The organism is Dokdonella soli, assembly GCF_039523175.1.
GTDB lineage: Bacteria > Pseudomonadota > Gammaproteobacteria > Xanthomonadales > Rhodanobacteraceae > Dokdonella_A > Dokdonella_A soli.
Window position 1 is genome coordinate 85,147 of record NZ_BAAAEU010000005.1, and the last position, 25,984, is coordinate 111,130.

27 protein-coding genes and 1 pseudogene are annotated in these 25,984 nt (G+C 65.8%); 20 read left to right on the forward strand and 8 right to left on the reverse strand.

The window, feature by feature from the left end; genetic code table 11:
• Positions 1-71: 71 nt before the first annotated feature.
• From ABD002_RS05440 to pgl, 3 genes are all read left to right on the forward strand, one after another.
• Positions 72-1,421, forward strand: coding sequence for a GH1 family beta-glucosidase (locus ABD002_RS05440; protein WP_343787974.1), 1,350 nt, complete (start codon positions 72-74; stop codon positions 1,419-1,421).
• A 166-nt stretch (positions 1,422-1,587) separates the two neighbouring features.
• Positions 1,588-2,619 (forward strand): glucokinase, encoded by a 1,032-nt coding sequence (gene glk, locus ABD002_RS05445; protein ID WP_343787976.1) that lies wholly within the window; start codon positions 1,588-1,590, stop codon positions 2,617-2,619.
• Between the two features lie 2 nt (positions 2,620-2,621).
• Positions 2,622-3,374 (forward strand): 6-phosphogluconolactonase, encoded by a 753-nt coding sequence (pgl, locus tag ABD002_RS05450; protein WP_343787978.1) that lies wholly within the window; start codon positions 2,622-2,624, stop codon positions 3,372-3,374.
• A gap of 43 nt (positions 3,375-3,417) precedes the next feature.
• Here pgl and ABD002_RS05455 read toward each other — a convergent pair whose 3' ends face one another.
• The 5 genes and pseudogenes from ABD002_RS05455 to ABD002_RS05475 all read right to left on the reverse strand — a co-directional run bounded on the left by ABD002_RS05455 (position 3,418) and on the right by ABD002_RS05475 (position 10,179).
• Positions 3,418-4,239 carry a carbohydrate ABC transporter permease gene (locus ABD002_RS05455; RefSeq protein WP_343787980.1) on the reverse strand — a complete coding sequence of 274 codons (822 nt, stop codon included), beginning with the start codon at positions 4,237-4,239 and terminating at the stop codon, positions 3,418-3,420.
• Positions 4,236-5,114: a carbohydrate ABC transporter permease gene (locus ABD002_RS05460; protein ID WP_343787982.1), complete on the reverse strand. Its 879-nt coding sequence runs from the start codon at positions 5,112-5,114 to the stop codon at positions 4,236-4,238. Before ABD002_RS05460 ends, ABD002_RS05455 begins: the two co-directional genes overlap by 4 nt.
• A complete protein-coding gene (locus ABD002_RS05465; RefSeq protein WP_343787984.1) occupies positions 5,111-6,406 on the reverse strand; it encodes a sugar ABC transporter substrate-binding protein in 1,296 nt (431 codons plus the stop codon). Before ABD002_RS05465 ends, ABD002_RS05460 begins: the two co-directional genes overlap by 4 nt.
• A pseudogene (locus ABD002_RS05470) lies at positions 6,406-7,911 on the reverse strand (glucoamylase family protein); the annotation flags it as partial. The gene ABD002_RS05465 and the pseudogene ABD002_RS05470, both read right to left, overlap by 1 nt.
• Positions 7,912-7,998: 87 nt before the next feature.
• The gene (locus ABD002_RS05475; protein WP_379989347.1) at positions 7,999-10,179 is read right to left on the reverse strand and encodes a TonB-dependent receptor; all 2,181 of its coding nucleotides are present in this window, start codon (positions 10,177-10,179) and stop codon (positions 7,999-8,001) included.
• Between the two features lie 202 nt (positions 10,180-10,381).
• Here ABD002_RS05475 and ABD002_RS05480 point away from each other — a divergent pair, with 202 nt between their 5' ends.
• From ABD002_RS05480 to ABD002_RS05510, 7 genes are all read left to right on the forward strand, one after another.
• Positions 10,382-10,804 carry a MerC domain-containing protein gene (locus tag ABD002_RS05480; RefSeq protein WP_343787990.1) on the forward strand — a complete coding sequence of 141 codons (423 nt, stop codon included), beginning with the start codon at positions 10,382-10,384 and terminating at the stop codon, positions 10,802-10,804.
• Between the two features lie 94 nt (positions 10,805-10,898).
• Positions 10,899-11,819: a cation diffusion facilitator family transporter gene (locus tag ABD002_RS05485; protein WP_343787992.1), complete on the forward strand. Its 921-nt coding sequence runs from the start codon at positions 10,899-10,901 to the stop codon at positions 11,817-11,819.
• Between the two features lie 112 nt (positions 11,820-11,931).
• A complete protein-coding gene (locus ABD002_RS05490; RefSeq protein ID WP_343787994.1) occupies positions 11,932-12,117 on the forward strand; it encodes a 30S ribosomal protein THX in 186 nt (61 codons plus the stop codon).
• Positions 12,118-12,301: 184 nt separating this feature from the next.
• A complete protein-coding gene (locus ABD002_RS05495) occupies positions 12,302-13,117 on the forward strand; it encodes an N-formylglutamate amidohydrolase (protein WP_343787996.1) in 816 nt (271 codons plus the stop codon).
• Positions 13,118-13,190: 73 nt separating this feature from the next.
• A complete protein-coding gene (locus ABD002_RS05500) occupies positions 13,191-13,889 on the forward strand; it encodes a DUF1345 domain-containing protein (protein ID WP_343787998.1) in 699 nt (232 codons plus the stop codon).
• A 318-nt stretch (positions 13,890-14,207) separates the two neighbouring features.
• Positions 14,208-14,417: a cold-shock protein gene (locus ABD002_RS05505; RefSeq protein ID WP_343788000.1), complete on the forward strand. Its 210-nt coding sequence runs from the start codon at positions 14,208-14,210 to the stop codon at positions 14,415-14,417.
• A 175-nt stretch (positions 14,418-14,592) separates the two neighbouring features.
• A complete protein-coding gene (locus ABD002_RS05510) occupies positions 14,593-15,174 on the forward strand; it encodes a hypothetical protein (RefSeq protein ID WP_343788002.1) in 582 nt (193 codons plus the stop codon).
• Positions 15,175-15,200: 26 nt separating this feature from the next.
• On the opposite strand, the gene ABD002_RS05515 is transcribed toward ABD002_RS05510, so the two are convergent.
• Positions 15,201-16,091 (reverse strand): PhzF family phenazine biosynthesis protein, encoded by an 891-nt coding sequence (locus tag ABD002_RS05515; protein ID WP_343788004.1) that lies wholly within the window; start codon positions 16,089-16,091, stop codon positions 15,201-15,203.
• A gap of 119 nt (positions 16,092-16,210) precedes the next feature.
• Between ABD002_RS05515 and ABD002_RS05520 the strand changes: the two genes are divergently transcribed.
• The 9 genes from ABD002_RS05520 (at position 16,211) to ABD002_RS05560 (ending at position 23,189) form a co-directional block, all read left to right on the forward strand.
• Entirely contained in the window at positions 16,211-16,768 is a 558-nt protein-coding gene (locus tag ABD002_RS05520; protein WP_343788006.1) for an NADPH-dependent FMN reductase, read from the forward strand.
• 126 nt (positions 16,769-16,894) lie between these two features.
• Positions 16,895-17,506 (forward strand): rhomboid family intramembrane serine protease, encoded by a 612-nt coding sequence (locus ABD002_RS05525; RefSeq protein ID WP_343788008.1) that lies wholly within the window; start codon positions 16,895-16,897, stop codon positions 17,504-17,506.
• A gap of 120 nt (positions 17,507-17,626) precedes the next feature.
• On the forward strand, positions 17,627-18,079 hold the full coding sequence (locus tag ABD002_RS05530; protein WP_343788010.1) for a nuclear transport factor 2 family protein: 453 nt from the start codon (positions 17,627-17,629) through the stop codon (positions 18,077-18,079).
• Positions 18,080-18,196: 117 nt separating this feature from the next.
• Positions 18,197-19,261, forward strand: coding sequence for an NAD(P)-dependent alcohol dehydrogenase (locus ABD002_RS05535; RefSeq protein ID WP_343788012.1), 1,065 nt, complete (start codon positions 18,197-18,199; stop codon positions 19,259-19,261).
• A 75-nt stretch (positions 19,262-19,336) separates the two neighbouring features.
• Positions 19,337-19,690: a GFA family protein gene (locus ABD002_RS05540; protein ID WP_343788014.1), complete on the forward strand. Its 354-nt coding sequence runs from the start codon at positions 19,337-19,339 to the stop codon at positions 19,688-19,690.
• Positions 19,691-19,849: 159 nt separating this feature from the next.
• Positions 19,850-20,110 carry a GlsB/YeaQ/YmgE family stress response membrane protein gene (locus tag ABD002_RS05545; protein WP_343788016.1) on the forward strand — a complete coding sequence of 87 codons (261 nt, stop codon included), beginning with the start codon at positions 19,850-19,852 and terminating at the stop codon, positions 20,108-20,110.
• Positions 20,111-20,123: 13 nt separating this feature from the next.
• On the forward strand, positions 20,124-20,639 hold the full coding sequence (locus tag ABD002_RS05550) for a hypothetical protein (protein ID WP_343788018.1): 516 nt from the start codon (positions 20,124-20,126) through the stop codon (positions 20,637-20,639).
• Between the two features lie 98 nt (positions 20,640-20,737).
• On the forward strand, positions 20,738-22,267 hold the full coding sequence (locus ABD002_RS05555) for a S8 family serine peptidase (RefSeq protein WP_343788020.1): 1,530 nt from the start codon (positions 20,738-20,740) through the stop codon (positions 22,265-22,267).
• A 13-nt stretch (positions 22,268-22,280) separates the two neighbouring features.
• Positions 22,281-23,189, forward strand: coding sequence for a 5'-nucleotidase (locus tag ABD002_RS05560; protein ID WP_343788022.1), 909 nt, complete (start codon positions 22,281-22,283; stop codon positions 23,187-23,189).
• Positions 23,190-23,208: 19 nt separating this feature from the next.
• On the opposite strand, the gene ABD002_RS05565 is transcribed toward ABD002_RS05560, so the two are convergent.
• Positions 23,209-23,733, reverse strand: a complete 525-nt coding sequence (locus ABD002_RS05565; RefSeq protein ID WP_343788024.1) for a hypothetical protein — start codon at positions 23,731-23,733, stop codon at positions 23,209-23,211.
• A 101-nt stretch (positions 23,734-23,834) separates the two neighbouring features.
• A complete protein-coding gene (locus ABD002_RS05570) occupies positions 23,835-24,656 on the reverse strand; it encodes a polysaccharide deacetylase family protein (protein ID WP_343788026.1) in 822 nt (273 codons plus the stop codon).
• A gap of 150 nt (positions 24,657-24,806) precedes the next feature.
• Here ABD002_RS05570 and ABD002_RS05575 point away from each other — a divergent pair, with 150 nt between their 5' ends.
• Positions 24,807-25,979, forward strand: coding sequence for an acyl-CoA dehydrogenase family protein (locus tag ABD002_RS05575; protein WP_343788028.1), 1,173 nt, complete (start codon positions 24,807-24,809; stop codon positions 25,977-25,979).
• Positions 25,980-25,984 lie beyond the last annotated feature (5 nt).

Consider the following 25,984-nt stretch of genomic DNA (forward strand, 5'->3'; position numbering starts at 1 on the left):
TCCGGCGTTGCGCCGCCATAGCGGCAACCGGACGGAGGATCCGGCTTTTTTTGGCCGTCCCGGGAGAATGCATGGACCGGACCTACGAGTTTCCCCCCGGCTTTCTCTGGGGCAGTGCGACTTCTGCCTACCAGATCGAAGGCTCGCCGCTGGCCGACGGCGCCGGTCCGAGCATCTGGCAGCGTTTCGTGCGCACGCCGGGCATGGTCGTCAACGGCGATACCGGCGACGTCGCTTGCGATCACTACCGCCGCTACAAGGACGATGTGCGGCTGATGCGTGAACTGGGCCTCCAGGCGTACCGCTTCAGTATTGCCTGGGCGCGCGTGCTGCCGGAAGGCAAGGGCAAGGTCAACCCGCGCGGTCTCGATTTCTACGACCGCCTCGTCGATGAGTTGCTGGAGAACGGCATCGAGCCGCTGGCGACGCTGTACCACTGGGATCTGCCGGCCGCGCTCGACGATCGCGGCGGCTGGCTGAATCCGGACGTCGCGAACTGGTTCGCCGACTACGCGAGCGTGCTCTACCGCAAGCTCGACGGCCGCGTGAAGAAGTGGGCCACGATCAACGAACCTTGGGTCGTCAGCGACGGCGGCTACCTGCACGGCGCGCTCGCACCCGGACATCGCAACCGTTTCGAGGCGCCGATTACCTCGCACCATCTGCTGCGTTCGCACGGCATGGCCGTGCAGGCGTATCGCGCCGAAGGCCGGCACGAAGTCGGTATCGTGGTGAACCTGGAGCCGAAGTACGCGGCATCGGACAGCGCCGAGGATCGCGCCGCCATGCAGCGCGCGGATGCGTACATGAACCGCCAATACCTCGATCCGGTCTTTCTCGGCCGCTATCCCGACGAGCTGCGCGAGATCTTCGGCGAGGCCTGGCCGGAATGGCCGGACGAGGATTACGCGCTGATCCGGCAGCCGATCGACTTCCTCGGCGTCAACTACTACACGCGCAGCGTCACGCGCCACGATCCCGCCTCCTGGCCATTGCGCGCATCCGCGGTGCGCCAGGACGCGACCTACAGCGAGACCGGCTGGGAGGTATTCCCGCAGGGTCTGACCGACACCCTGGTCTGGCTGCGTGACCGCTACGGCAATCCGCAGGTTGTCATCACCGAAAACGGCTCGGCGTTCTACGACCCGCCGCGGGTCGACGGCGACACGCTCGCCGATCCGCTGCGCGTGGACTACCTGCGCCGGCATCTGCGCGCGCTGCACGATGCGATCAATCAGGGCTGCGACGTGCGCGGCTACATGGCCTGGTCGCTGCTCGACAATCTGGAGTGGTCGCTCGGGTTCTCCAAGCGCTTCGGTATCGTCCACGTCGATTTCGCGACGCAAGAGCGCACACCGAAGGCGAGCGCGCGGCTGTACTCGAGGATTGTCGCGACGAACGGTCGGGCGTTGGAGGAGTAGCGGACATGCGGTGGCACTTCCCGATCCGGTGCACGTTCGAAGCCCACAAGCTTCCGGTTGTCGCGACCTGTCCGTGCAGGCAGGCAATGGGAAGCACGCGCGCCCGAGATGGGGGCGACACGTGCGTGCAGCTGACGCAGGCGACTCCCCGCAGGAGTGGGCCACCGTGATCGACATCGGACACGTGCTGCTCGCCGATGTCGGCGGCACCAATGTGCGTTTCGCACTCGCCGACCCATCGGAGGCACAGCCGCTGCTGGGCGACAGCATCAGGCGCTATCGCGTCGCCGATTTCGCAACCTTCACCGATGCCGCGCTCGCCTATCTTGGCGAGTCAGGCGAGCGTCCACGGCGCGGCGTGTTCGCGGTCGCGGGGCCGGTCGGCGCGGATGAAGTGTGTCTGACCAATCATCCCTGGGACATCCGGCCCGCGCGCGCGCGTTCGGAACTCGCGCTCGAAGGCGCTCATTTCGTCAATGATTTCGCTGCGATGAGCCTATGCGTCGTGCTGCTCGGCGACCACGATGTGCACGTGATCGGCGGCGCCGGCGCGACGCGCGTTGCCGCTTCGCCGAAGCAGACGTTCGCGGTGCTCGGGCCCGGTACCGGTCTCGGTGTCGGTGCGCTGCTGCTGCGTGACGGCCGCACGCTCGCACTCGAAACCGAGGGCGGCCATACCGCATTCGCGCCACGCACCGACGAGGAGGTCGAGATCCTGCGCCGCCTCGGCGCGCGCTTCGGGCGGGTTTCCAACGAACGCCTGCTCTGCGGCAGCGGCCTCGCCAATCTGCATCAGGCGCTCGGCGAGATCCACGGCACGTTCGAGGAAAGTCTGACCTCCGAGGAAATCACCCAACGCGCCGATATCGGCACGGATCCCACCTGTGTGCGCGCGGCCGAGGTCTTCTGCGAACTGCTCGGCGCGGTTGCCGGCGATTTCGTGCTCGCGCTCGGTGCGTGGGACGGCGTGTATCTCTCCGGTGGAATGATTGCACCGCTCCTGCCCTGGCTCGAGCGCGGTGGTTTCCGCCGCCGTTTCGAAGACAAGGGGCGTCTCGGGTCCAACCTCGCGCGCGTACCCACGCTGGCGATCGTGCATCCGTACGCCGGCTTGCTCGGTGCCGCGGCGTTCGCAGTCGAGGACAGTGGACGCACGCTTCTGCAGCGATCGACCACCCTCACCAAGGTCCCCACATAGGCATGTCCACGCCCACTTCCGTTGTCGCGTCGGCGCGCGCCGCACGCGTGGTCTGGCACGCAGCCGCGAACGAATCGGGCTGGATCGAGGCGGCGGTCGCCGGTGTGCGCGATGCGCTGCAGGCTGGACTCGCCGAGGCCGACGAAGCCTGGCTTCTGTTGTCCGGAGGAACCACGCCGGCGCCGGTCTACGGTGCGCTGGCGCGGCAGGCGCTGGATTGGGCGCAGGTCGTCGTGTCGCTGGTCGACGATCGCGATGTCGATCCCGCTGCAACAGGCAGCAATGCGCGATTGATCCGCGACACCTTGCTGCAGGATCGCGCGGCATCCGCGCGCTTCGTGCCGCTGCGCGAATCAGCGCCGACGCTCGATGCGGCTGTGGTGGCGAGCAATGCGCGCTGGCCGTTCCCGAGCGCGCGCGCGACGTTCGCCGTCGCCGTGCTCGGCATGGGCGACGACGGCCACACCGCGTCGCTGTTTCCGGGTGCTGCGAACCTCGACGCGGCGCTGGTCTCGCGGGAGCCTTACGCAGCGATCGACGCAACAGGTTGCCCGGTCGCGGGCGCGTGGACGCAGCGGATCAGCCTGACACCGAGCGGGCTCGCTGCGGCGCGCCGTCGCCTGCTGCTGATTCGTGGTGCCGACAAGCGAGCGGTGCTCGAGCGCGCGCTCACGCCGGGTGATGCACGCGATGCGCCGATCCGCGCCGCGATCGACCTGCAGGGTGCTCCGCTTGACGTCTTCTGGTGTCCGTAGCCGTTGCGCGCCGGCTCGATCGCCCCGGCGGGATCCGGCGAACTCATCCCTTCACGCTGCCGAGCAGCAGGCCCTGGATGTAGTGTCGCTGCAACACCAGGAACAGCAGCAGCACCGGCAGGGTCGTGACGACCGAGCCGGCCATCATCAGCTCGTTGTCCTGCACGTGCTCGCGCGACAGGCCGGCCAGCGCGACCGGCGCGGTCTGCGCAGCCTGGTCGCCGAGCACGATCAGCGGCCACATGAAATCGTTCCAGCTCGCGAGGAAGGTGAAGATCGCGAGCGTGACCACGATCGGCTTCAGCAACGGCAGCACGATCGTCGTGAAGATGCGCAGCTCGCCAGCGCCGTCGATGCGCGCGGCCTCCAGCAGTTCGTCCGGTATAGAGCGTGCGTACTGGCGCACCAGGAAGACGCCGAACACGCTCGCGAGCGCGGGCACGACCACGCCGCCGTAGCGGTTGACCAGGTGCAGCTCCTTCATCAGCAGGAACAGCGGAATCATCGCGACCTGGGCCGGGATCACCAGCGCGCCGAGCAGGCTGCGGAACAGGCGCTCGCGACCGGCGAAACGCAGTTTTGCGAACGCGTAGCCGGCCGCGAGATTAAACAGCAGCGACAACAGCGTGGTCGCGCCTGCAATGAGCAGGCTGTTGACCAGATAGCGGCCCATGCCGGCGCGCACGAACAGCTCGCGATAATTCGCCAGCGTCGCCTGCGCAGGCAGCAACGGCGGCGGAAACGCGCTCGCCTCGCCGGGTCGCATGAACGACACCGACAGCATCCATGCCAGCGGAAACAGCGCGATGAACGCGGCCGCGATCAGCAGCCCGTTGACGAGCGCCTTGGCGAGCCGCGGATTCATGTGGCACCGCCGCGCCGGCCGAGGCGCAGCAGCAGCGTGGTCACGCCGAGGATCAGCGCGAACAGCAGGAACGCGATCGCCGAGGCACGGCCGAGGCTCCACCACTTGAAGCCTTCCTGGTACATGAAATACAGCACGCTGACCGTGCTTTGCAGCGGATCGCCCTGGGTCATCACATAGGGTTCGGCGAACAACTGGAAGTAGCCGGAGACCGTGATGATAGCGACCAGCAGCAGGGCCGGGCGCAGCATCGGCAGCGTGATGTGGCGCAGCTGCTGCGGGACCGTGGCGCCGTCGATGCGCGCGGCCTCGTAGAGATCGCCCGGAATGCCCTGCAGCGCGGCGAGCAGGATGATCATGTTGTAGCCGAAGTTCTTCCAGACCGCGAACAGGATGATCGCCGGCATCGACCAGTGCGGATCGCCGAGCCAGTCGATCGGCGCGATCCCGATCTTGCCCAGGCCATAGTTGATCAGGCCATAACGCGTGTGCAGCAGATAGCGCCAGATCACCGCGACCGCGACCACCGTGGTCACGACCGGCGCGAACAGCGCGGTGCGGAACAGTCCCTTGCAGCGCGCGAGTTTCGAATCAAGCAACAGGGCCGCGCCGAGCGACACCGCGATCGACAACGGCACGCCGATGCCGACGAAGTACAGGGTGTTGAGCAGCGACTTCCAGAACAGCGGCGTGTGCAGGATGTCGATGTAGTTGTCGAGGCCCACGAAGCGCAGATTGTGCAGATCCGCGAGCGCGTAGAGATCGAAATCGGTCAGGCTCAACGCGAATGCGGCGAGCACCGGCACCAGGAAGAATGCGCCGATCACCAGCAGTGCGGGTGCAATGAACAGCGAGGCGGCGCGGCGTTCGGTCATGGCCGGGCCTGCCGCGCCAGCATCCAGCGCCGCTTCTCGAGGATCACGTCGGTACGCGCGTCGAGCTCGCGCAGCGCCTGATCGACCGGCTCTCCCCCGCGCACGACGCGCTCGGTGGCCAGGCGCATCTCCTGCGCGATGCGCTCCCATTCCGGCACCTTCGGTGCGGGCTTCACTCGTTCGAGCTGTTCGCGAAATGCCTTTGCATACGGATCGTTCGCGAGCGCGGGATCGCTCCAGGCGCTGCGGCGCGGTGGCAGGTCGCCGCTGAGCTGGTGGAAGCGGCGCTGCTGTTGCGGCTGCGAAAGGAACTCGATCAGCTGCCACACTGCCTGCTTGTGCGGCGAGTGATGGAACATGACCAGGCTGCTGCCACCACCGATCGCTGCGCCTGGGCCATCGCGGCCGGGCAGTGGTGCGGTGGCCCAGTCGTTCGCGAGCCGGGGTGGCAGGCGCCGGCGGAATTCGCCGACATTCCAGGGGCCGGTGATGTAGAACGCATAAAAACCGTTCGCGAACTCATCCCAGACGTTGGAGATCTGCGTATCGCTCATCGGCGGCGCCCAGTCGCGCCGGAACATGTCGACGTAGAAATCGAACGCGCGCCGGAAACCCGCGCTCTCGAAGTTGCCGCGTGTGTCGTGGTCGCGCAGCAGTGGATCAGGCGCCTGCACCGCGAGGTTGAGCAGCGGCTCGAATTCGTTGAGCGGAAGCAGGATCGCGTACTTGTCCGGCCCTGCGTTCGCCTTGATCGCAGCGAGCTGGCGCTTCCACTCGGCCCAGTCGCGCGGCGGCGCAGAGAAGCCGGCCTCGGCGAGCAGGTCAGTGCGATAGAACAGCAACCGCGTGTCGACATACCACGGCACACCGTAAAGGCGTCCGCCGATCACGTTGGTCTCCCAGATGCCGCCGAAGTAGTCGTCGCTGTGCACGACAGTCGACGCATCGACATACGCTTGCAGCGGTTCGAGCGCGTCAAGTGTCGCGAGCTCCGGAATCCAGGTGTTGCCGAGCTGACCGACATCCGGCAGTGCGTCGCCGGCGAACGCGGTCAGCAACTTCTCGTGCGCCGCGGTCAGTGGCCATTGCTGGAGATCGACGCGGATCGTCGGATGCGCGCGCTCGAAGTCGCGCAGCAGCGGCTGCACGACTTCGCCTTCACGGCCGATTGTCCAGAACGTGACGACGGTGATGCCGGCGTCGGGTTTTGCGCAGCCGAGCATGCACGACATCGCGGCATACGCACCGGCGTGTATGAGCGCGCGCAGGATCCGTGAGAAGCACGTATTCATCGCGATGCGGCCGCTTTCGATACCTTCGCCGCGACCGGCTCATCGAGCCAGCCGCCCTTGAATCCGGCGCGCTCCAGGCCTTTGCGGATATACGGGTTCCTCTTCATCACGTTCCAGACGAAATCGTCGCGGTAGTTCTCGATCATCGCGAGGATCGGGCCCTGGTCGATGCCGATGTAGTCGCTGGCGACCCAGCCGAACCCCGGCACGAGGTGGCCGGTCTTCAGCGGGATGTCGTAGCTGAAGCTCGGATTGAACGCATCGAGGAAGCCGTATTTCGAGTAGATCTCCTTGCCGTAGCGGGTATGCATCTCCTCGACCGCGGGGATCACGATCTCCGGTGCGAACGGCAGCGAGGCCGCCGCCGCGGTCGGCGCGATCGTGCCGTCGTCGAACGCATCGGCGAGGCCGGCGCCGCGCGCCGAGTAGTGGCGGAACTCGCGCAGACCGCCCTCGTAGTCGAGGTTTGCGCCCTGCGGGCCATCGCTGGCGGTCAGGCCCCAGATGTTCTGGCCATAGAGTTTCCAGCCCATCGGGTTCGCGATCGCGTAGGCGCGCTGCGCATAGGTCGCGCGGCGGCTGTTCTCGAAATAGTCGAAACCGTGCACGCGCATGTACGCGTCCTGGATACCGCGGAAATCGATCCAGACGTGCGAATACTGATGGCCGAACTGCGGCCCGAAGCCGAGGTACTCCTGTCCTTCGAACGTGCCCCACGAGCGTGGATAGGTTTTCATCCATGCGCTCCACGCGTCATTGCCGATCGCTTCGGTCGGCGAGCCGAGTGCGAGGATGTAGACCAGCATGCCCTCGTTGTAGCCCTCCCAGTCGTAGGGAAGGTAGCCCTGCTTCGGATACCAGCCCATCGCGATCAATGGCGGACGCACCTGCATCCACGGCCATTCGACACGCCGGTAGAGGGTGTCGGCGAGCTGGCGGATTTCCTTTTCCTCGGGCGTGTTCCGGTCGAAGTACGATTGCGAGAACAATACGCCCTCGAGCAGCAGCGCGGTGTCGACCGAGGAGAGTTCGACCCAGTCCGCGTAGCGCGCACCGCTCTTGAGATCGAGGAAGTGGTAGAAGAAGCCGTGATAGCCGGCCATGCCTTCGCTGCGCGAGCCCTGCGGCAGGCCTTCCAGCGTGCGCAGCGTCAGCAGCGTGCGCTCGATGGCCTGCTCGCGCGTGATGTACTTGCGCTCGACGCCGATGCCGTAGGCGGTGAGTCCGAAGCCGATCGCGGCAATGCTGGAAAACGGCTCGGTGTACGGATAGCGGTCCGGGATCAGGCCGCTGTCCGGCATCGCCGTATCCCAGAAATAATCGAAGGTGCGCCGTTCCAGGTCGTCGAACAGCGGGGTCAGCGGCGGGCGCAGCAGCGGGGTGACCGCGGCGCGCTGCGTTTCCTGTTCGTGATGGCAGGCGACGGCACCAACCGCCGCGAGCGCGGCGGCGAGGACGAATGACAGCGCGATGCGCAGTCTCTTCGTATGGATCAGCGATGACACCGCGTTCGTCGGAGGATCCGCAGATGGGCAATGGCCTTACTGTGCCGCAGCGCGGCACAGAAAGCCAACGCGCCGCGCGTCACCGAATCAGAAGTCCTTCTGGATGCCGAGATACAGCCCGCGCCGCGCGCCGAATTGTGGCGCGCCGACGCCGATGCCGGTGCCGTCGCGCAACTTGTAGCTGCGATCGGTCACGTTGATCGCGGCGAGGCGGACATCGAGCGGACCGAGTGCAGGCAGGTCGAACTTGCGGTCGACCGAGAGGTTGATGCTGTAGTACTGCGGCAGGTGCGCGCTGTTCGCGAACTCGTGACGCAGGCCCGAGCCGTAGATGTAGTCCGCGCCGAAGCGCGTGCCGTTCCAGTTGTAGCTGACGCCGCCGGACGAGGCGAGGCGCTGGTCATGGTCCAGATGCACCCAGTGCGTCGCGATGTAGTCGAGTTCCTGCTGGTCGAAATTGTACTGGCCGGTGACGACCTGCCTGCCCATGGCGCGGCTCGAGGCGAGGTTGAAGTACGCAGAGAAATTGTCGCGGTCGTAGTTCGCGGTGAACTCGACGCCGCGGACCCGGCCGCGCGCGTAGTTGAACGGCGAGAAGATCAGCGCGGCGCCGAACTGGCCTTCGTCGAGCAGGTTGGTGACCTTGCGGTAGTAGGCATCGAGGCCGAGGGTCAGGTGATCGCCAATCTTCTGCGAGACGCCTGCATCGAAATAGTGCGAGCGCTCGGAGCGCGTCTCCGCGTTGACGTTTGTCGGCAGCGCGTTCGTCGTGCCCTGGAACAGGGCGATATCGGTCGCCGCGATCAGCTCGGCCGGCGGCGGCGTGAAATAGCGCGCGTAACCGGCATGCAAGGTGGTCGTGTCGGTGGCCTGGTAGACGAGGCCGAGGCGCGGGCTGAGCTGGCTTTCCTTGACGTAGGCGTCGACCTTGTCGCCGCGCAGGCCGTAGTTCACGGTCAGCTTGTCGTTGAACTGCCACTCGTCCTGCACATACAGGCCGTAGGTGCGCGCGGTGATATGCGCCGCGTTGTCGACGATCGTGATCGGCGCGGTGCTGGTCTGGTTGCCATTGTCGTCGGCCGGGAAGACCCGAGAGAGATTGTTCGCGACCGGATGCTCGTCGCTGACATAGAGACCGTAGCGCAGCGTGTGCGCATTGTTCAGCGCGGTCGAGAAATCCGCCTGCAGCGTGTTCGCGCGATTGCTGCGGTCGATGGTGCCGGCGACGCCGTTGAACATGAGGTCGCCGATCGGGTCGGGCCGGTAGTTCACGCTGGTGTAGCGCTGGCCGAGCGAGACCTGGTAGTTGGTCTCATTGAGTGTTCCCTGCAGCGAGAGCACGCCGAAGCGGGTCTGCTCCTTCTGGCGCTGGTCGAGATTGCGCGAATCGAAGTCGGCGATGTCGCCCAGTTGGAACCTGGGTTGCTGTCCCGGCTTGTTTGGAATCTGGAAGCGGTTGTTGGTCGTGCCGAACATGAACGACAGGCGCGCCGAATCGTTCAGCAGGTACGACAGATAGCCGAAGCTCTTGAACTGGTTCGTGTGGTCGTGGATCGCGTCGCGCGACGAGGTCGGATTCTCGATGCCGATGTCGTTCTGCAGATAGTTCGCGGTGAGGAACCAGCTCCATGGTCCGTTGCTGCCGTAGAAATCCGCGCTCGGGTTCCAGGTGCCGAACGAACCGGTGGTCAGGCCGACGCTGCCGCCTGTGGTGTCGGCGGCGCCCTTGGCCGGAGCGCCGGATTTCGTCGTGATGTCGACGACGCCGGCGGTGCGGTAGCCGTACTGGGCGGGCAGGGCGCCGGTCAGGAACGACAGGTTGTCGATGATGCGCGCGTCCAGCGCCTGGCCGAAACCGCTGATGCTTTCCGGGATGATCACGCCGTTGATGCGGTACTGCACGTCGCCGTGATCGCCGCGCACGTGCAGCTGGCCGAAGGAGTCGTTGACCACGCCGGGCGCGCGCAGCAACACCTGGTTCAGCGAGGTCGCGTTGCCCAGCGGCAATTGCTCGATCGCCTTCTTGTCGAAGATGTACTGGCTGCTGCCGACGTCGGGCGAGAGCTGGTTGCGCGCCTGGTCGAGCTTGGCGGTCACGCTGACCGTGCCCAGTTCACCGAACTCGCCATCAACATCCTCGGCGCTCGTGCTCTTCTTCGCATTGCGTGAATCGGTGGTGCGGGCGTTCGCGTCGGCCGGCGCGGCGGCGTCCGAGGGCGCCTCCAGGTCTGCGAACGCCACGCCGGATTGGGTGAACGCGATGGCGATGCACAGGGCGAGGGCGGTCTTCTTCATGCGAGTCATTCGGGCTTTGGCGAGGACAGTGGAAGATATGTTATAATATTACAACCAAGTGCCGCAGCGTCCATGCCATTGGTCATGCCAGCGTGCACTTGGAGTCGAACGGGACAATCAGGTTTGCCGCCTCGGATCGGCGGGTTATGTTATAACGTCAATCGGAGTTCCGCCCTTGAGCACTGGTCCGCGCCATCCATCGCTGTTCGCGCGTCTCGCCGATCGTTTCGGCGCGACGGCGTCGTTCCTGTGCGCGGTGCATTGCGCGCTGCTGCCGCTGGTGATCGCGGTGCTGCCGGCGCTGGGGCTGAGCTTCCTTGCCGACCATCGTTTCGAACGCGGCTTCATCGCATTCGCGAGCGTGCTGGCGCTGACCACAATGGTCATCGGTTTCCGCCGCCACCAGCGCTTCAGCGCGTTCTGGTTCCTGGCGCCGGGCATCACCCTGCTGGTCGCCGGCATCGTGGTCGACTTCGATCACGCGTCGATCCTGCACGCGACGCTGGTCGCGATGGGCGGAACGCTGGTTGCGCTCGCGCACCTGACCAATCTGCGGCTCGCGCATGGCCACGTGCACGACGCGGCCTGCGGACACTGAGCATCTGCCCGGCGCAGATCGCCTCCGCGCGTGATTGTGTAACCGCGCGGCTGCCGCCTAGCATGCCGCGCATGTCAATCTCCGATTCCGGCCGATGAGCCACCACCACGACCATTCACCGGCGCACGATCACGCGCACGTGGCGCCCGGTGGGCGTCGCGAGCGGCGCCTGCTGCTCGCATTCGTGCTGACCCTGGTCACGCTGTTGGCGGAAGCGTTCGGCGGATGGTTGTCCGGCTCGCTCGCGCTGCTCGCCGATGCGGGGCACATGCTGGTCGATGCAGCCGCGCTGCTGTTCGCGTGGCTCGGCGCGCACTACGCGCGGCGTCCCGCAGACGCGAGGCGCAGCTTCGGCTATGCGCGCCTCGAGGTGCTGGTTGCTTACAGCAACGCGCTGGTCCAGTTTGTATTGGTCGCGTGGATCGTGGCCGAGGCCGCCCTGCGCCTCGGCGATCCGCAGCCGATCCTGTCCGGTCCGATGCTGGTGATCGCGGTGGCCGGGTTGCTCGTCAATGCGTTCGTCCTGCTCGCGTTGTCCGGTCATGACCACGACGATCTCAATACCGCCAGTGCGCGCCTGCATGTGCTCGGCGATCTGTTCGGTTCGCTCGGGGCGGTCGTGGCGGCGCTGCTGATCCGCGGATTCGGCTGGTTGTGGACCGACCCGGTAGCCTCGATCCTGGTCTCGTTACTGATCCTGGCCAGTGCCTGGCGGTTGCTGCGCCGGTCAGCACACATCCTGCTGGAAGGGGCGCCGGAGGGTATCGATTCGGACCTCGTCGGCAGCACCCTGAAGAGCGAGGCGGCCGGCGTGCGCGACGTCCATCATGTGCACGTCTGGCAGCTGGCCGGCGGCTACCATGTCGCCACGCTGCATGCGCGGCTGTTCGAGGGCACCGATGCGGACCAGGCGATTGCGTCGATCCGGACGGTGCTGCGCGAACGCTTCCGGATCGAGCACGCGACCGTGCAGTTGGAGCGCTTCGACTGCGCCGACGCGCGTTGCGGACATTGAGCGGGGAGCGATGCCTCTGAGGCCGCGAATGCGACGCGATTCTTGCATAGGCGGCGCAGGCTGCTATCCTGCGCGCCCCGTACCATCGGCACACGAAGAGTAAAGAGCAATCATGGGCAGAGGCGACCGCAAGACCAAGAAGGGCAAGATCGCGATCCGCAGCTATGGCAACACGCGTCCGCATGCGGCCAAGAAAGCAGCTGGCACGAAGACTGCCGCGGCGAAGCCGGCAGCGAAGCCCGCGGTGAAGAAGGCCGCAGCGCCGGCGAAGAAAGTCGCGGCGAAGAAAACCGCCTGATTTGATTGGCGCCGTTCCGATCGATTTCGTTCTGATCGATCGTGTCACGCCCCCGGAGCAACCATCGCGCCCGGGGTGTGTGTGACCGGTGCGGGCCGGTGTTGCGTTTGCCGCCGCACTCTCATCCAGTCCCGATCCGCGCGTAGACGACCCTCATGCCCGGAGTGCGAGCCTGTGACGCGCGATGACTATCGCTGACGATTCGCTCCGTGTACCGGGTGCGGCGCGCTTGCCGAGCCTGCTCGGCGCCGACGAGCCGTCAGCGTTCACGGTCGCACACGCCGACGGCCGTTCGCCGTTCGTGCTGATCTGCGACCATGCCGGGCAGCGCTTGCCGCGCGCGCTCGGCGATCTCGGCGTATCCGCGACCGAACTGCAACGGCATATCGCCTGGGACATCGGCGCGGCCGGGCTGGCACGCGAACTCGCTCGGCGGCTCGATGCATTCGTGATCACGCAGCCCTGGTCGCGGCTGGTCATCGATTGCAACCGTCCGCCCAGCGCGCCCGGTTCGATCGTGACGCGCAGCGAGCACACCGACATTCCCGGCAACCGCAACCTGTCCGCGCATGACGCGCAGGCTCGTGTCCGCGAGATCTTTGAGCCGTACCACGCGCGCGTCGCCGCCGAACTGGACCGGCGCGCGTTGGCGAAGCGACCGACGATCCTCGTTTCGGTGCACAGCTTCACGCCGGTGTATGCCGGCGTCGCTCGTCCTTGGCATCTCGGCGTGCTCTATCACCGTGATGCGCGCGTCGCGCAGGCATTGCTGGCCCTGATGCGAGAAGACGGCCGCTGGGTCGTCGGCGACAATGAACCCTATACGGTCAGCGATGCGACCGACTATGCGATACCGGTCCATGGCGAGCGCCGTGGCCTGCCGCATGTCGAACTCGAGGTGCGGCAGGACCTGATCTCCTATTCCGCAGGCCAGGCCGAATGGGCGGAGCGGCTGGCCGGCTGGCTTGTGCGGCTGCCGGACTTCGGCGATCCAGGCTGAGCCCGTGCAAGCGGCGGCTACGCGGGCGCGGCACAATGGCCGCGACGTTTGCCGATCGGAACACGGAGCACCGATGCCTGAAGCGCCTTCGAAACCTGCCCAGCCGGGGATCGGCACTCGGTTCGTGCGTCGCCTGACGCGGCGGCCTCGCTTCAATATCGCCGCCACGCTGTTTGTCGCGCTTGTGGTCGCGCTGAGAATGGCAGGCATCGGCCCGACCCGAGTGGTCGTGCTCGCCTTCGTGCTGGCTTCGCTTGTGTTTCTTGGCCTCGTCGCTCAGATGTTCACGCGTTCAGACGTCGCCTCGATTCGCGCACGCTCGCGCAAGGAGGACCAGGGGCGCTGGGGCTTCCTGCTCAGCGGCGTCGCGGTCACCGCCGTCGCACTGGTCGCACTGGGGATGGAGCTGCATGCGGGCAAGACCGGCGGCGCGCCCCAGATAGCGCTCGCCGCGGCGAGCCTGCTGCTGTCCTGGCTGTTCATGAACACCATGTTCGCGCTGCACTATGCGCACGCGTACTACGGCGACAACCAGCGCCAGCAGCCGCGCGGCGGCCTCGAGTTTCCGGGGCAGAAGGAGCCGGACTACTGGCCGGACTACTGGGACTTCGCCTACTTCGCGATCGTGATCGGCATGACCTTCCAGGTTTCGGATGTGCAGATCACCGACCGCCGCCTGCGCCACATCGCGCTCGTGCACAGCGTGATCGCGTTCTTCTTCAATGTCGTGATCATCGCGCTGAGCGTCAACATCGTCGCCGGCACCGCGTAGGGCCGGCTGGGCGTGCCGACTTTGTGATCGCGCCCGAAAGACCTTGGGGCGCCCGATGTGCCCCGGGAGGCCGCCGACGTCAGCCTCAGGTCAGGTTTCTCTGCAAAGCCGCCGAGGTGTCCGAGGACACAACGCAAAGTTAGCGTTTGCAAGGGATTGCGCGTATAGTCCGGCCACTGTGTTTGCAAGGGTCACTGTGAATCGTGGCCTGATGCGGTAGGTCCGACGATCCGCTTCGCCTCGCTAGCTCCCTGCAACCCAGTCTCGATGCGGAATGTTCCGCAATCGCGATGCCATCAGTGTTTTCAGGAGTTTCAGATGTCGAATCGTCAGAACGGTACCGTCAAGTGGTTCAATGACGCCAAGGGCTTTGGTTTCATCACCCCGGAAAGCGGCCCCGACCTGTTCGTGCATTTCCGCGCGATCCAGGGCACCGGCTTCAAGTCGTTGCAGGAAGGTCAGCGCGTCAGCTTCGTCGCCGTGCAGGGCCAGAAGGGCATGCAGGCCGACCAGGTCCAGGTGATCTGATCCACGCTCGAGCGTGTTTGTAGCAAAAAGCCCCGGGTGCGAACCCGGGGCTTTTTGCGTTTGGGGGTCGCACGCGGCCTGAGGTTCCTTGCTGCCGGCAGCGCGTATAATTTTCCGGCTGGTTGTCTGCGCATAACAGAAAGTGACGACCCATTCCTCACGCAGGGAGGTTTGCATGGATAACGGTGCATGGGTGCTGGCTGCAGCGGTTCTCTGCGCCTCGGAACCGACATTTGCTGCCCAACCGGCCAATCTCCTGCCGAATGGTGATTTCAGTGCGGCCAATCAGATCAACGGCTGGACAACGTTCCCTTACGGGATCTGGAGCGCGGACGATGCCGGCGGCAGTTCCAGCTCCGGTTCAATTCAGCTCACTGGAGATCCCACGGAAAGTGGTGTCTCGGCCCAATCCACCTGCTTCGCGGTCAGCCCCGGGGCAGCGTACAGCGAGGGGTTGCAATCCAAAGTATTCAAGGGATCGATTTCTGGAGCTTATGGAGCCGCTCTGGTGTGCACGACCTACACGGACGCCAACTGCAGCAAAAACTATTTCGACCTGTCGCGCAAACCGCAACCGTCTTACGCAACTTACTGGACTGCATGGCAAACGGCGAGCGGGACCCTTCCGGGCAACGCGCGGTCAGCCCATTGTACTTTGTACCTGAATCTCATCGGGACGATGCGATTCGACAACGTATTCTTCAATTCCATCGCACCGACCGCGCCGGTCAGCCTGGAAAGTTTCGAAGTGGATTGACCGGCGACCCATGACCGCGACCATGATCAGGCGTACGCAACCCAGCGTGTCGTGCCGTCGATGACGGTGTGCGTCTGGCCGCCGACCCAGACCGCGCTGTCGGCATCAATGCGCACCAGGATCGTCGCATCGCGCCCGATCTCGCGGCCCTGGCTGACCCGGTAGCCGCGCGCGAGAGGACCGTGCGGCTCGCGCAGCGCGATCCAGGCCGCAATCAGTCCGTTTGCCGCGCCCGAGGCCGGGTCCTCGACGATGCCGACGCCGGCCGGGAACGCGCGCACGACCAAGTCGTAATCGGCATTCGTGGCACGAGCGAACACGCACAGGCCGAGGCTGTCAGTCGCCCGCGCCAACGCACCGATCGCGGCGTGATCGGGTTTCCAGTCGCGCAGGCAAGCCTCATCGGCGAATTCGGCGACCCACCAGCGTCGACCGCCTTCGACGAAAGCCGGCGGCAGCGCGCCGAGCGCGACGCCACCGAGCACGGCTTGCAGCAGCGGTTCGCCGGCAATTCCTTCTCGCACGACGCGCGCCGCAGGCGCGCGCACGAACAGGCGTCGCTCAGTGGCTTCGCCTTCGACGCGCACCGGCAGCAGGCCAGCGCCACATTCCTGGATCAGTTCGCCGTCGCGCGCCTGCGCGAAGCCGCTGTCGAGCACCGCATGCGCGCTGCCGATCGTCGGATGACCGGCGAACGGGATCTCGCGGTCCGGCGTGAAGATGCGCAGGCGGTAGCTCGCTTCCGGTGATGACGGCGCGAGCACGAACGTGGTCTCGACCAGGTTGGTCCAGTGCGCGAAGCGCTGCATGGTGTCGCCGCTCCAGTCATTGGCGCCGATCACCACGCCGAGCGGATTGCCACCGCCGGGACGCGCACAGAACACATCGAGTTGCAGGTAACGCGGGGCGGCCGACATCGAACTTGCGGGTGGGGCAGGGACGCGGATCATACCGTCGCGGACGTTGCATGCGGCGGGTATCGCGACGTGACATGCTCCGCGCCGAGTTGCTTCACCCGAACGAACGAGGAGTCATCATGAGCAATCCCCGTGACGTCGTCGTGATCGTCGGCAGCCTGCGCAAGGCTTCGCTGAACCGCAGGCTGGCCAGGACCCTGATCGAGGTCGCACCTGCCGCGCTGAAGCTCGAGATCGTCGAGATCGGCACGCTGCCGCTGTACAACCAGGATCTCGACGATGACCCGCCGTCAGCCTGGACTGCGTTCCGCGAGCGCATCCGGTCCGCCGACGGCGTGATTTTCGTGACGCCCGAATACAACCGCTCGGTGCCGGCGCCGCTGAAGAACGCGATCGACGTCGGTTCGCGGCCGTACGGCAAGAGTGCGTGGAGCCGCAAGCCGGCGGCGGTGGTCAGTGGATCGCCGGGCGCAACCGGCGGTTTCGGCGCGAACCATCACCTGCGCCAGTCGCTCGTGTTCCTCGACATGCCGGCGATGCAGCAACCCGAGGCCTATATCGGCCACGCTGACAAGCTGTTCGACGAAAGCGGCCGCATGACCAACGACTCCACGCGCGAATTTCTCGGCAAGGTGCTGCAGGCGTATGCGGCCTGGCTCGAACGCAACGCGGCGTAGCGGAAAACGTTTCAACCGCATTGACGCAATGGAACCACTGGAGCGCGCAGATGCCTGGCGCTTGTTCGACGCGGCGTCCGCAGCATATCGTGCGCGCCCATCCAAGGCCGTAGGGAAGCGCACGCCATGCCCGTCACCCTGATCATCATCGCCGTCACCTGCGTCGTCTCGTTCATCGGGTTCTCGAACCCGCGCCTGATCGACCGGCTGATCCTGTGGCCGCCGGCGATCTCGCGCGGCAAGGAATACTGGCGCCTCGCAAGCTGCGGGCTGATCCACGCGGACGTGCCGCATCTCGCGTTCAACATGATCACGCTGTATTTCTTCGGCGGGTTCATGGAGCAGTTCTATGCGGGTTACATCGGTGCACCCGGTTACGCATTGTTCTATGTCGGTGGCCTCGTCGTGTCGTGCCTGCCAAGCTATCTGCGTCATCGTGATGACAGCGGTTACCGCAGTCTCGGTGCGTCCGGCGCCGTGTCGGCGGTGCTGTTCGCGTTCATCCTGCTGCGGCCATGGACGACGATCCTGGTGTTCTTCCTGCCGGTGCCGGCGATCATCTATGCGGTGCTCTATCTCGGCTACACGATCTACATGGATCGCCAGCGCACCGACCGGATCAATCACAGCGCGCATCTCTGGGGTGCGATCTATGGCGTGCTGTTCACGATCCTGATCGAGCCACGAGTGGTCGGCGCGTTCCTGCAGCAGTTGATGCGGCCGGGCTTCACGCCGTGATCGGATCCCGGCCAACCGCTGCCGCCGGAATTGGTTCCCGCATCCGGCGCGGTGGCGGCCGTTGCGCTGGCGGAGGCGGCAATGGAGGGTTCGCCACCTTCCGATGAAGCAGGTTCCCTCATGAACATCGCGCAGTGTCTGATTCTTGCCGTGGTCTGCTGCATCGGCCTGTCATCGCCCGCGTCGGCCTCCGATAGCGACGAACAGGCCGTGCTGGCGTTCGAGAATGATCTCTGCGTGGCGTTCCTGTCCTCCGATGCGGAGGCGATCGCGAAGGGCGAGGACGAGCACTACACGCTGACGAATTCGCACTCGCAGATCAGCACGCGCACCGACGACATCACGGACGCGAAATCCGGCGGCATGCGCTACACCGAGTTCCGCAATCACGACATGAAGGTCAGGCTGTACGGAGACACCGCGATCGTGCTTGGCATCACCTCGTTGAAGGGCAGCTCGAAGGGCAAGCCGTTTGCACTCGACGTGCGCTTCACCGATACGCTGGTCAAGCGCGACGGTGCATGGAAGCTCGTCGCCGGTCACGTGACGCGGCTGGACAAGCCGGCCGGATGACCGGCGCCCGCCAACACCTTGCATTGCGCGCAGGCGTCGCCACCTCGGCATGACGCCGGCCGCGGACGTGTACCACGACGCGCCGGTTTCGTTCGTTCTCCTGCCACGGAACCTGCCATGCTGACGACACCCGCCTACGCCGCCGCCTCCGCAACGTCCGCGCTCGCGCTGTTCTCCATCGAACGTCGCGAACCCGGCCCACGCGAGGTCCTGATCGACATCCTCTACTGCGGCGTCTGCCACTCGGACATCCATCAGGCGCGCGACGAATGGGGCGGTTCGATCTTCCCGATGGTGCCGGGCCACGAGATCGTCGGTCGGGTCGCCAAGGCCGGTCATGACGTCACGAAATACAAGGTGGGCGACGTCGTCGGCGTCGGCTGCTTTGTCGATTCCTGCCGGCAGTGCGGTGCGTGCCATGCTGGCGAGGAGCAGTACTGCGACCACGGCATGAGCGGCACATACAACAGCTACGAACGCGATGGCCTCCGCTCCGATCGCAACCGGCCGACCTATGGCGGCTATTCGACGCGCATCACGGTCGACGAGGACTATGTGCTGCGCATTCCGCCCGGCATCCCGCTGGAACGTGCCGCGCCGCTGCTGTGCGCTGGCATCACGACGTATTCGCCGCTGCGCCGCTTCGGTGTGAAGGCCGGCAGCAGGGTCGCGGTGGTCGGTCTCGGCGGCCTCGGCCATATGGGCGTCAAGCTGGCCAAGGCGATGGGTGCCGAAGTCACCGTGCTCAGCCACTCGCCGGGCAAGCGCGAGGATGCGCTGCGCCTCGGTGCCGACGACTTCCTGGCGACGCGCGATCCCGCGGTATTCAAGGCGAACGCCGGCCGTTTCGACCTCATCCTCGACACGGTCTCCGCGCAACACGACTACAACGCATATCTCGGGCTGCTGCGCCTCGACGGAACGATGGTGCTGGTCGGCCTGCCCGAGCCGACGCCGCTCGCCGCCGGTCCGTTGATCATGCGTCGGCGCCGCCTCGCCGGGTCGCTGATCGGCGGCATACGCGAGACGCAGGAGATGCTGGATTTCTGCGCTGAACACGGGGTCGCTTCCGATGTCGAGGTCATCGATATCGCGCAGATCAACGAGGCCTACGAGCGCATGATCCGCGGCGACGTCCGCTACCGCTTCGTGGTCGACATCGCGACCTTGCGCGATCGCTGAGATGTGTCGAACGCTGGCTTGCGCCGGCGCGCCGGATGCCGATACTCGCAGTACCCAACCCACAGGAGTGCTGCGATGACCTACACCGGCGGATGCCACTGCGGCCGTGTCGCGTTCGAGGTCGAAACCGACACCGAAATCAGCAGCGCCATGGAATGCAACTGCTCGATCTGCAGCAAGCGCGGGCACCTGCTCACGTTCGTGCCGGCGGCACAGGTGCGCCTGCGCACGCCCGAGACGGACCTGTCGAGCTACACGTTCAACAAGCACGCGATCCGGCACCGGTTCTGCACGGTTTGCGGCGTTGCGCCATTCGCGCACGCATCCGACCGCCAGGGCAATCCGATGTTTGCGATCAATGTGCGTTGCCTCGAAGGTGTTGATCCACAGGCACTCGAGATCAAGCAGTTCGACGGGCGCAGCCTCTGAACGAGGCGCGTCTGCGACGGTTGCGTCGTTGACAATTTTTAGATCCGGCGATGCTCCCAGCGCAACGTTCCCGGGCGTACACTCGGTCGTCCGGCGTGGTGGGGGAAGTCCATCACGCCGGCACTGAGGCAACCAACAACTTACGCACGGGAGAAGCGCATGGAACTCATCTGGACCATCGTGATCGGATTCATCGTCGGTGTGTTGGCAAAGTTCGTGACCCACGGTCCGGGGCCACAAGGGTTCTTCCTGACCGCCGCGCTCGGTATTGCCGGCTCGGTCATCGCGACCTTCGTCGGTCGCGCCCTTGGCTGGTACGCGGCCGGCCAGTCGGCCGGATTCATCGGCGCCTTTGTTGGCGCACTTGTGCTGCTGTTCATCTACCACATGGTCATCAAGAGCCGCGGCACCTCTACCTGAGGAGGGAAAACGCATGGCAATCCTGACCGATATTCTCAATCGCTATCTCGGCGCCAATGCCGGCGCCGCATCGGGACAACTGGCCGACGACTTCAGCCATGTCGCACAGAACGTGTCGCCGGACGTGCTCAGCAAGGGTCTTTCCGCCGCGCTCGGTTCCGACCAGACACCCGCTGTGGGCCAGATGGTTTCGCAGATGTTCGGTGCGTCAACGCCCGAGCAGCGCGCGGCCATGCTGAACCAGCTGTCGGCCGCGTTGGGTCCCGCCGGGGCCTCCGTGCTGGGTGGCCTGCTGGGCCAGTCGTCTGCCGCCAGCGGAGCCACGCCGACGATCTCAGCGGATCAGGCGTCACAAATCAGTCCGCAGCAGGTGCAGGCCGCCGTCACCCAGGCGCAGCAGCACAACCCGGGCATCGTCGACACCCTGAGCGGCTTCTATGCGCAGCATCCGGGGTTGGTGAAGACGTTGGGCGGCGCGGCGCTGGCGATCGCGCTCGGCAAAATCTCCGAGCACATGAAAAGCGCCTGAGGGCGGACGCGGCGTCTCCCCGGTTGTTGTAGTGTTCGCGGCGGCATTGCTCGTGGTGCCGCAAACCGATCATCACACCAACTGGGGAGGATGTTTCAATGGGGAAATTTCAATCCGGTCTGCGCGGGATGCCGCTGGCGGCGTTGGCGCTGGCCTGTCATTCCGCGTTGGCCGCGGACATCAATCCGGCACTCGCGGCACAGGCGCAACACGATGGGGTCGTCGAAGCGCTGATCATCCTTCCGGATCAAGCCACGCCGATGCTGGCGCCGCTCGATGCGAACGCCGACTACAAGACGCATCGGCGCGCGCTGGTCGATACGCTGCGCGCCCGCGCATCGACACAGCAGGCGGATCTGCATGCGTGGCTGGATGCGCGTCGCGTCGAATATCGTGCGTACTGGATCGCGAACATGGTCTGGGCGCGGCTCTCTGCCGCCGATCTCGCGGCGCTCGCGCAGCGCGATAATGTGGCCAGGGTCGAGAGCAATCCGCGCATCGCCGCGCAACTGCCGCAGACGACGCCCGCCATGGCGCCGGTACCGGATGCCATCGAGGCGATCGGCCCCGGCATCAGCAAGATCCGCGCGCCCGATGTCTGGGCCGCCGGATTCACCGGGCAGGGCGTGGTCATCGCTGGACAGGACACCGGTTACCAGTGGGACCATCCGGCGCTGAAGCCGCACTATCGTGGCTGGAGCGGCACCACGGCCAGTCACGACTACAACTGGCACGATTCGATACACGATTCGACGGGCAATTCCTGCGGCAACGATGCAGCGGCGCCGTGCGATGACCACGGTCACGGCACACACACAGCGGGCACCTTCGCAGGGGACGATGGCGCCGGAAACCAGATCGGCGTGGCGCCCGGTGCGAAGTGGATCGGATGCCGCAACATGGATGCCGGCACCGGCACGCCGGCGCGATACATCGAGTGCATGCAATGGCTGCTGGCACCGACCGATCACAGTGGCCAGAACCCGAATCCGGCCCTCGCGCCGGACATCGTCAGCAATTCCTGGGGATGCCCGACCGCCGCGCCGCCAGCGGGTGAAGGTTGCACGCCCGCGGATATCCTCAAGCAGGCCGTCGACAATCTCGTCGCCGGAGGCATCTTCTTCGCCGCGGCCGCGGCGAACGACGGGCCGTCGTGCAGCACGATCACCGCACCGCCCGCGATCTACGACGCGAGTTTCGTGGTCGGTGCGACTGACAACAGCGATCGCATCGCTGGCTTTTCGAGCCGCGGTCCGGTCAGCGGTGTCACGAAGATCCGTCCCGACGCGTCCGCGCCCGGCGTCAGCATCCGCTCGAGCATTCCCGGCAATTCGTACGGGAGCATGAGCGGCACCAGCATGGCGACGCCGCATGTCGCTGGCGCTGCGGCGCTGCTGATGTCGGTCAATCCAGCCCTGAAAGGTCATCCGGACCAGGTCGCCGCCCTGCTGCGCAATACCGCGGTCACCGCTGGAGTGACCGACCCGTCCAACACTGGATGCGGCGGCCTCACGATGGCGAACTGGCCGAACTACCAGGCAGGTGCGGGCCGCATCGATGCCTACGCGGCCGCTATCATGGCCGATACGATCCTCAAGGATGGCTTTGATGCAGCCAAGGGGCCCTGACTCCGGCCAGGCCATGAAATCCGACGACGGCGGCGATGCCCTCGTCGTCGCGATCTCCTCGCGTGCGCTGTTCGACCTCGGCGAGAGCCACGAGCTGTTCGAGCGCGACGGTGTCGATGCGTTCGCGCGCTACCAGATCGCGCGCGAGGACGAACTGCTCGCGCCCGGCATCGCGTTTCCACTGGTGCAGAAGCTGCTGCATCTCAACCGCGCGGCACCTGAGGCGCCCCGAGTCGAGGTGATCCTGCTCTCGCGAAACTCCGCGGACACCGGCCTGCGCATCTTCAACGCGATCGAACACTACGGCCTCGACATCGCACGCGCCGCGTTCACGCGCGGCGCGCCGACCTCGCCCTACGTACACGCGTTCGGTGCAGACCTGTTCCTGTCCGCGAATCCGGAAAGCGTCGCGCAGGCGCTGGCCGCCGGCATCGCCGCGGCGACCATCCTGCCGTCGAAGGCGCCGCAGCGGCAGTCCGATCAGTTGCGCATCGCATTCGACGGCGACGCGGTATTGTTCGGCGACGAATCCGAGCGGATTTCCGAACAGAGCGGCATCGACGCATTCCATCGCAACGAATCCGAACGCGCGCAGGAACCGTTGTCAGGCGGCCCGTTCCGCGGCTTCCTCGATGCGCTGCACCGGCTTCAAGCCGCGTTTCCGAGCGAAAGTTCGCCGATCCGCACCGCGCTGGTGACCGCGCGGTCCGCGCCCGCGCACAAGCGCGTGATCCTGACCCTGCGCCACTGGGGCGTGCGCATCGATGAGGCGCTGTTCCTGGGCGGTCGTCCGAAAGGTCCGTTCCTTGAAGCCTTCGGCGCCGACATCTTCTTCGACGATTCGGCCACCAACGTCGAATCCGCACGCCGGCATGTTGCGACCGGGCATGTGCCGCGCGGCTCGGCGAAACCCGGGCGCTGACTGCCGCGGCAGGAGTGCCTCAGAACGGCCCGAGCGCATGCACCTTGGCGATCAGCGCGCGTCGGATGTTCTCGTGCAGCGGTTTGTGCCAGTGCGCGATCAGGTGCTGGTGGCCGGCGCCGACGAAACCGGCCGCCGTGGCGACTTCGAGCGCGCGCGCGTCGCCACAGTGGCCGAAGAACGCATCGCAGCAATCGGCGTAGCGCGCGAATGCGTATTTCAGGATCAGATACCAGACACCGCCGGCTGCCTGGATCGCCGCGCGGTGTTCCGGCGCCATCGCGCGGATCGTGTCGCCCTCGCTGCACGAACCGCCGGAGAGATAGACATCCCCGAACGGGCGCATGTGCGAATAGCCGGCGAGTCGCAGCGCACCTTGCGCGTCGCGGTACAGAGCGACCAGGTGGCGTCCCACATCCGGCGGTGGCGCATTGAACTTGCGACGGAACAGGGGGCCAACGATGAAATCGGCATTGTCGATCTCGGTGATCGTCAGGAAGCGCCGGAGGTCATCCGGAATCGTGTGGATTGCGTCTTGCTCCATGGTCCTGGATTTCCGCGGCCGGGTTGCAAGGGTAGCGAAGCGGAGGGTAGAACAGTAGCGATGAGCTGATACGGCGCTTCCACCCGAGATATCTCTTTGCGTCAGGCCATCGCTCCCGCCAGCAGACGCTCCAACTCGGCAGGATCCTTCCAATGCTGCCCGCAGACATGGCGCGGCAACAGCCAGCGATCGTTGGTCGATTCGACCGGCCGCGGCGCCGTGTCGAATGCGGCGCGCAGACGATGCTCCGTGGCGTGGTGCGGCAGATAGTCCTCGACGAGGTACGCATTGCTCTCGCCGTACGGATACGCGAACAGGCTGGTTCGATGCGGTGCGAGCGCCGTGTCGAGCCAGTCGCTGGCTTGGCGAATCTCGGCATCGGCGTCGGCGTGGCTGTCGATCGTACGGAACGTGCCCTTGCGCTGCTCGCGCTGCACGGTCGATGGCAGGGTGTGATGGTTGTGGTCCCAGCTGTGGCTTTCGATCGCGATCAGGCCTTCGCGTTGCGCGTCGATCCACCAGTCGTCGCTCCACCAGCCGCGACCGATCAGGCAGGTCTGGTCGAGGATCGCGCGCGCGTCCGGCGAGACGATTACGAAACTCGTCGCGTGCACGTCCGTGCCTGTCTCCGTGGAGAAATCCCGCAGGATGCCGGCGAAGCCGCGCTGCGGGCCGCAGGCCGGATGCGCCATGTCGTGCCAGTCGAACCAGGAGCCGTCGTCGAAGCTGAGCGCGACCGCGTTCTCGACCGTCGAATCCGGCACGTCGCCGAGCAGCACGTCGACGACCCGCGCCAGCGGCACGATGCGCAGGCCGTTGCGGTGGATCAGGCGCAGATCCTCGGCCAGCGCGATGTGGTCGTTGCAGGCATAGTCGTTGCCGCTGATGTTGTTGGAGTGATAGGCGAGGACGGGGACGCGCATGGTCGAGGTGGGGTTTCGGGCCGGCATAGGGTACGCGGTCCGCTGGCGCAACTGATCGCGGGCACCGGGAAGCAGGTCTTTCGCGCATGGCTGCCCGCGCAGCGGCCCGCTACAATACGCCGCTTTGCTCCGCCATCCGGACCCGATCCCATGCCCGCCACGCCGCTGAACCCGACTGATCTCTATGACATCCGCTCGATGCTCTCCGATGAGGAGCGCATGGTTCAGGACACTGTGGCCCGCTTCACCGACGAGCGCGTGCTGCCGATCATCGGCGACTGCTTCGACAAGGGCGTGTTCCCGATGGACCTGATTCCCGAGATGGCGGAACTCGGTCTGCTCGGTTCGTCGCTGCCGACCGAATACGGCTGCGCCGGCATGAACGCGGTCAGCTACGGCCTGATCTGCCAGGAACTCGAGCGCGGCGATTCCGGCATCCGCAGTTTCGCCTCGGTGCAGTCGTCGTTGTGCATGTATCCGATCTACGCCTACGGCAGCGAGGCGCAGCGCAAGCGCTGGCTGCCCGACATGGCGGCAGGAAAAGTCATCGGCTGCTTCGGCCTGACCGAGCCGCACGGCGGTTCCGATCCGGCCAACATGAAGACGCATGCAAAGAAGGACGGCGCCGACTGGATCCTCAACGGCGCCAAGATGTGGATCACCAACGGCAACCTCGCGCACATCGCGATCGTGTGGGCGCAGACCGACGAGGGCATCCAGGGCTTCCTCGTCGAGAAGAGCATGCCGGGCTTCACCGCGCAGGAAGTGCACAAGAAGATGAGCCTGCGCGCGTCGGTGACCAGCGCGCTGTTCTTCGACAACGTGCGCGTGCCGGAGGCGAACCGCCTGCCGAACGTGAAGGGCCTGAAGGGTCCGCTCGGCTGCCTGACCCAGGCGCGCTACGGCATCACCTGGGGCCCGATCGGCGCGGCGATCGCGTGTTTCACGGAAGCAACCGAATACGCGAAGAACCGCGTCCTGTTCGATCGCCCGATCGCGGCCACGCAGGCGGTGCAGCTCAAGCTCGCCGACATGGCGCGCCGGATCACCTTGGCGCAGCTGCTGTCGCTGCAGCTCGGCCGCCTGAAGGATGCCGGCTCGATGCAGCCGACCCAGGTTTCGCTCGCGAAGTGGAACAACGTGCGCATGGCAATCGACATCGCGCGCGAGGCACGCGACATCCTCGGCGGCGCCGGCATCACCACCGAGCACTGTCCGATCCGTCACGCGCTGAACCTCGAATCCGTGATCACCTACGAAGGCACCGAGACCGTGCATCAGCTGGTGGTCGGTCGCGAAGTGACGGGGATCAACGCATTTTGAGCAAA

Excerpts from the sequence above, each read along its gene's own strand:
- ABD002_RS05440 (WP_343787974.1), top strand. The coding sequence starts at position 72 with ATGGACCGGACCTACGAGTTTCCCCCCGGCTTTCTCTGGGGCAGTGCG.
- pgl (WP_343787978.1), top strand. The coding sequence starts at position 2,622 with ATGTCCACGCCCACTTCCGTTGTCGCGTCGGCGCGCGCCGCACGCGTG.
- ABD002_RS05455 (WP_343787980.1), bottom strand. The coding sequence starts at position 4,239 with ATGAATCCGCGGCTCGCCAAGGCGCTCGTCAACGGGCTGCTGATCGCG.
- ABD002_RS05460 (WP_343787982.1), bottom strand. The coding sequence starts at position 5,114 with ATGACCGAACGCCGCGCCGCCTCGCTGTTCATTGCACCCGCACTGCTG.
- ABD002_RS05465 (WP_343787984.1), bottom strand. The coding sequence starts at position 6,406 with ATGAATACGTGCTTCTCACGGATCCTGCGCGCGCTCATACACGCCGGT.
- ABD002_RS05485 (WP_343787992.1), top strand. The coding sequence starts at position 10,899 with ATGAGCCACCACCACGACCATTCACCGGCGCACGATCACGCGCACGTG.
- ABD002_RS05490 (WP_343787994.1), top strand. The coding sequence starts at position 11,932 with ATGGGCAGAGGCGACCGCAAGACCAAGAAGGGCAAGATCGCGATCCGC.
- ABD002_RS05495 (WP_343787996.1), top strand. The coding sequence starts at position 12,302 with ATGACTATCGCTGACGATTCGCTCCGTGTACCGGGTGCGGCGCGCTTG.
- ABD002_RS05500 (WP_343787998.1), top strand. The coding sequence starts at position 13,191 with ATGCCTGAAGCGCCTTCGAAACCTGCCCAGCCGGGGATCGGCACTCGG.
- ABD002_RS05505 (WP_343788000.1), top strand. The coding sequence starts at position 14,208 with ATGTCGAATCGTCAGAACGGTACCGTCAAGTGGTTCAATGACGCCAAG.
- ABD002_RS05510 (WP_343788002.1), top strand. The coding sequence starts at position 14,593 with ATGGATAACGGTGCATGGGTGCTGGCTGCAGCGGTTCTCTGCGCCTCG.
- ABD002_RS05515 (WP_343788004.1), bottom strand. The coding sequence starts at position 16,091 with ATGTCGGCCGCCCCGCGTTACCTGCAACTCGATGTGTTCTGTGCGCGT.
- ABD002_RS05520 (WP_343788006.1), top strand. The coding sequence starts at position 16,211 with ATGAGCAATCCCCGTGACGTCGTCGTGATCGTCGGCAGCCTGCGCAAG.
- ABD002_RS05525 (WP_343788008.1), top strand. The coding sequence starts at position 16,895 with ATGCCCGTCACCCTGATCATCATCGCCGTCACCTGCGTCGTCTCGTTC.
- ABD002_RS05530 (WP_343788010.1), top strand. The coding sequence starts at position 17,627 with ATGAACATCGCGCAGTGTCTGATTCTTGCCGTGGTCTGCTGCATCGGC.
- ABD002_RS05535 (WP_343788012.1), top strand. The coding sequence starts at position 18,197 with ATGCTGACGACACCCGCCTACGCCGCCGCCTCCGCAACGTCCGCGCTC.
- ABD002_RS05540 (WP_343788014.1), top strand. The coding sequence starts at position 19,337 with ATGACCTACACCGGCGGATGCCACTGCGGCCGTGTCGCGTTCGAGGTC.
- ABD002_RS05545 (WP_343788016.1), top strand. The coding sequence starts at position 19,850 with ATGGAACTCATCTGGACCATCGTGATCGGATTCATCGTCGGTGTGTTG.
- ABD002_RS05550 (WP_343788018.1), top strand. The coding sequence starts at position 20,124 with ATGGCAATCCTGACCGATATTCTCAATCGCTATCTCGGCGCCAATGCC.
- ABD002_RS05555 (WP_343788020.1), top strand. The coding sequence starts at position 20,738 with ATGGGGAAATTTCAATCCGGTCTGCGCGGGATGCCGCTGGCGGCGTTG.
- ABD002_RS05560 (WP_343788022.1), top strand. The coding sequence starts at position 22,281 with ATGAAATCCGACGACGGCGGCGATGCCCTCGTCGTCGCGATCTCCTCG.
- ABD002_RS05565 (WP_343788024.1), bottom strand. The coding sequence starts at position 23,733 with ATGGAGCAAGACGCAATCCACACGATTCCGGATGACCTCCGGCGCTTC.
- ABD002_RS05570 (WP_343788026.1), bottom strand. The coding sequence starts at position 24,656 with ATGCGCGTCCCCGTCCTCGCCTATCACTCCAACAACATCAGCGGCAAC.
- ABD002_RS05575 (WP_343788028.1), top strand. The coding sequence starts at position 24,807 with ATGCCCGCCACGCCGCTGAACCCGACTGATCTCTATGACATCCGCTCG.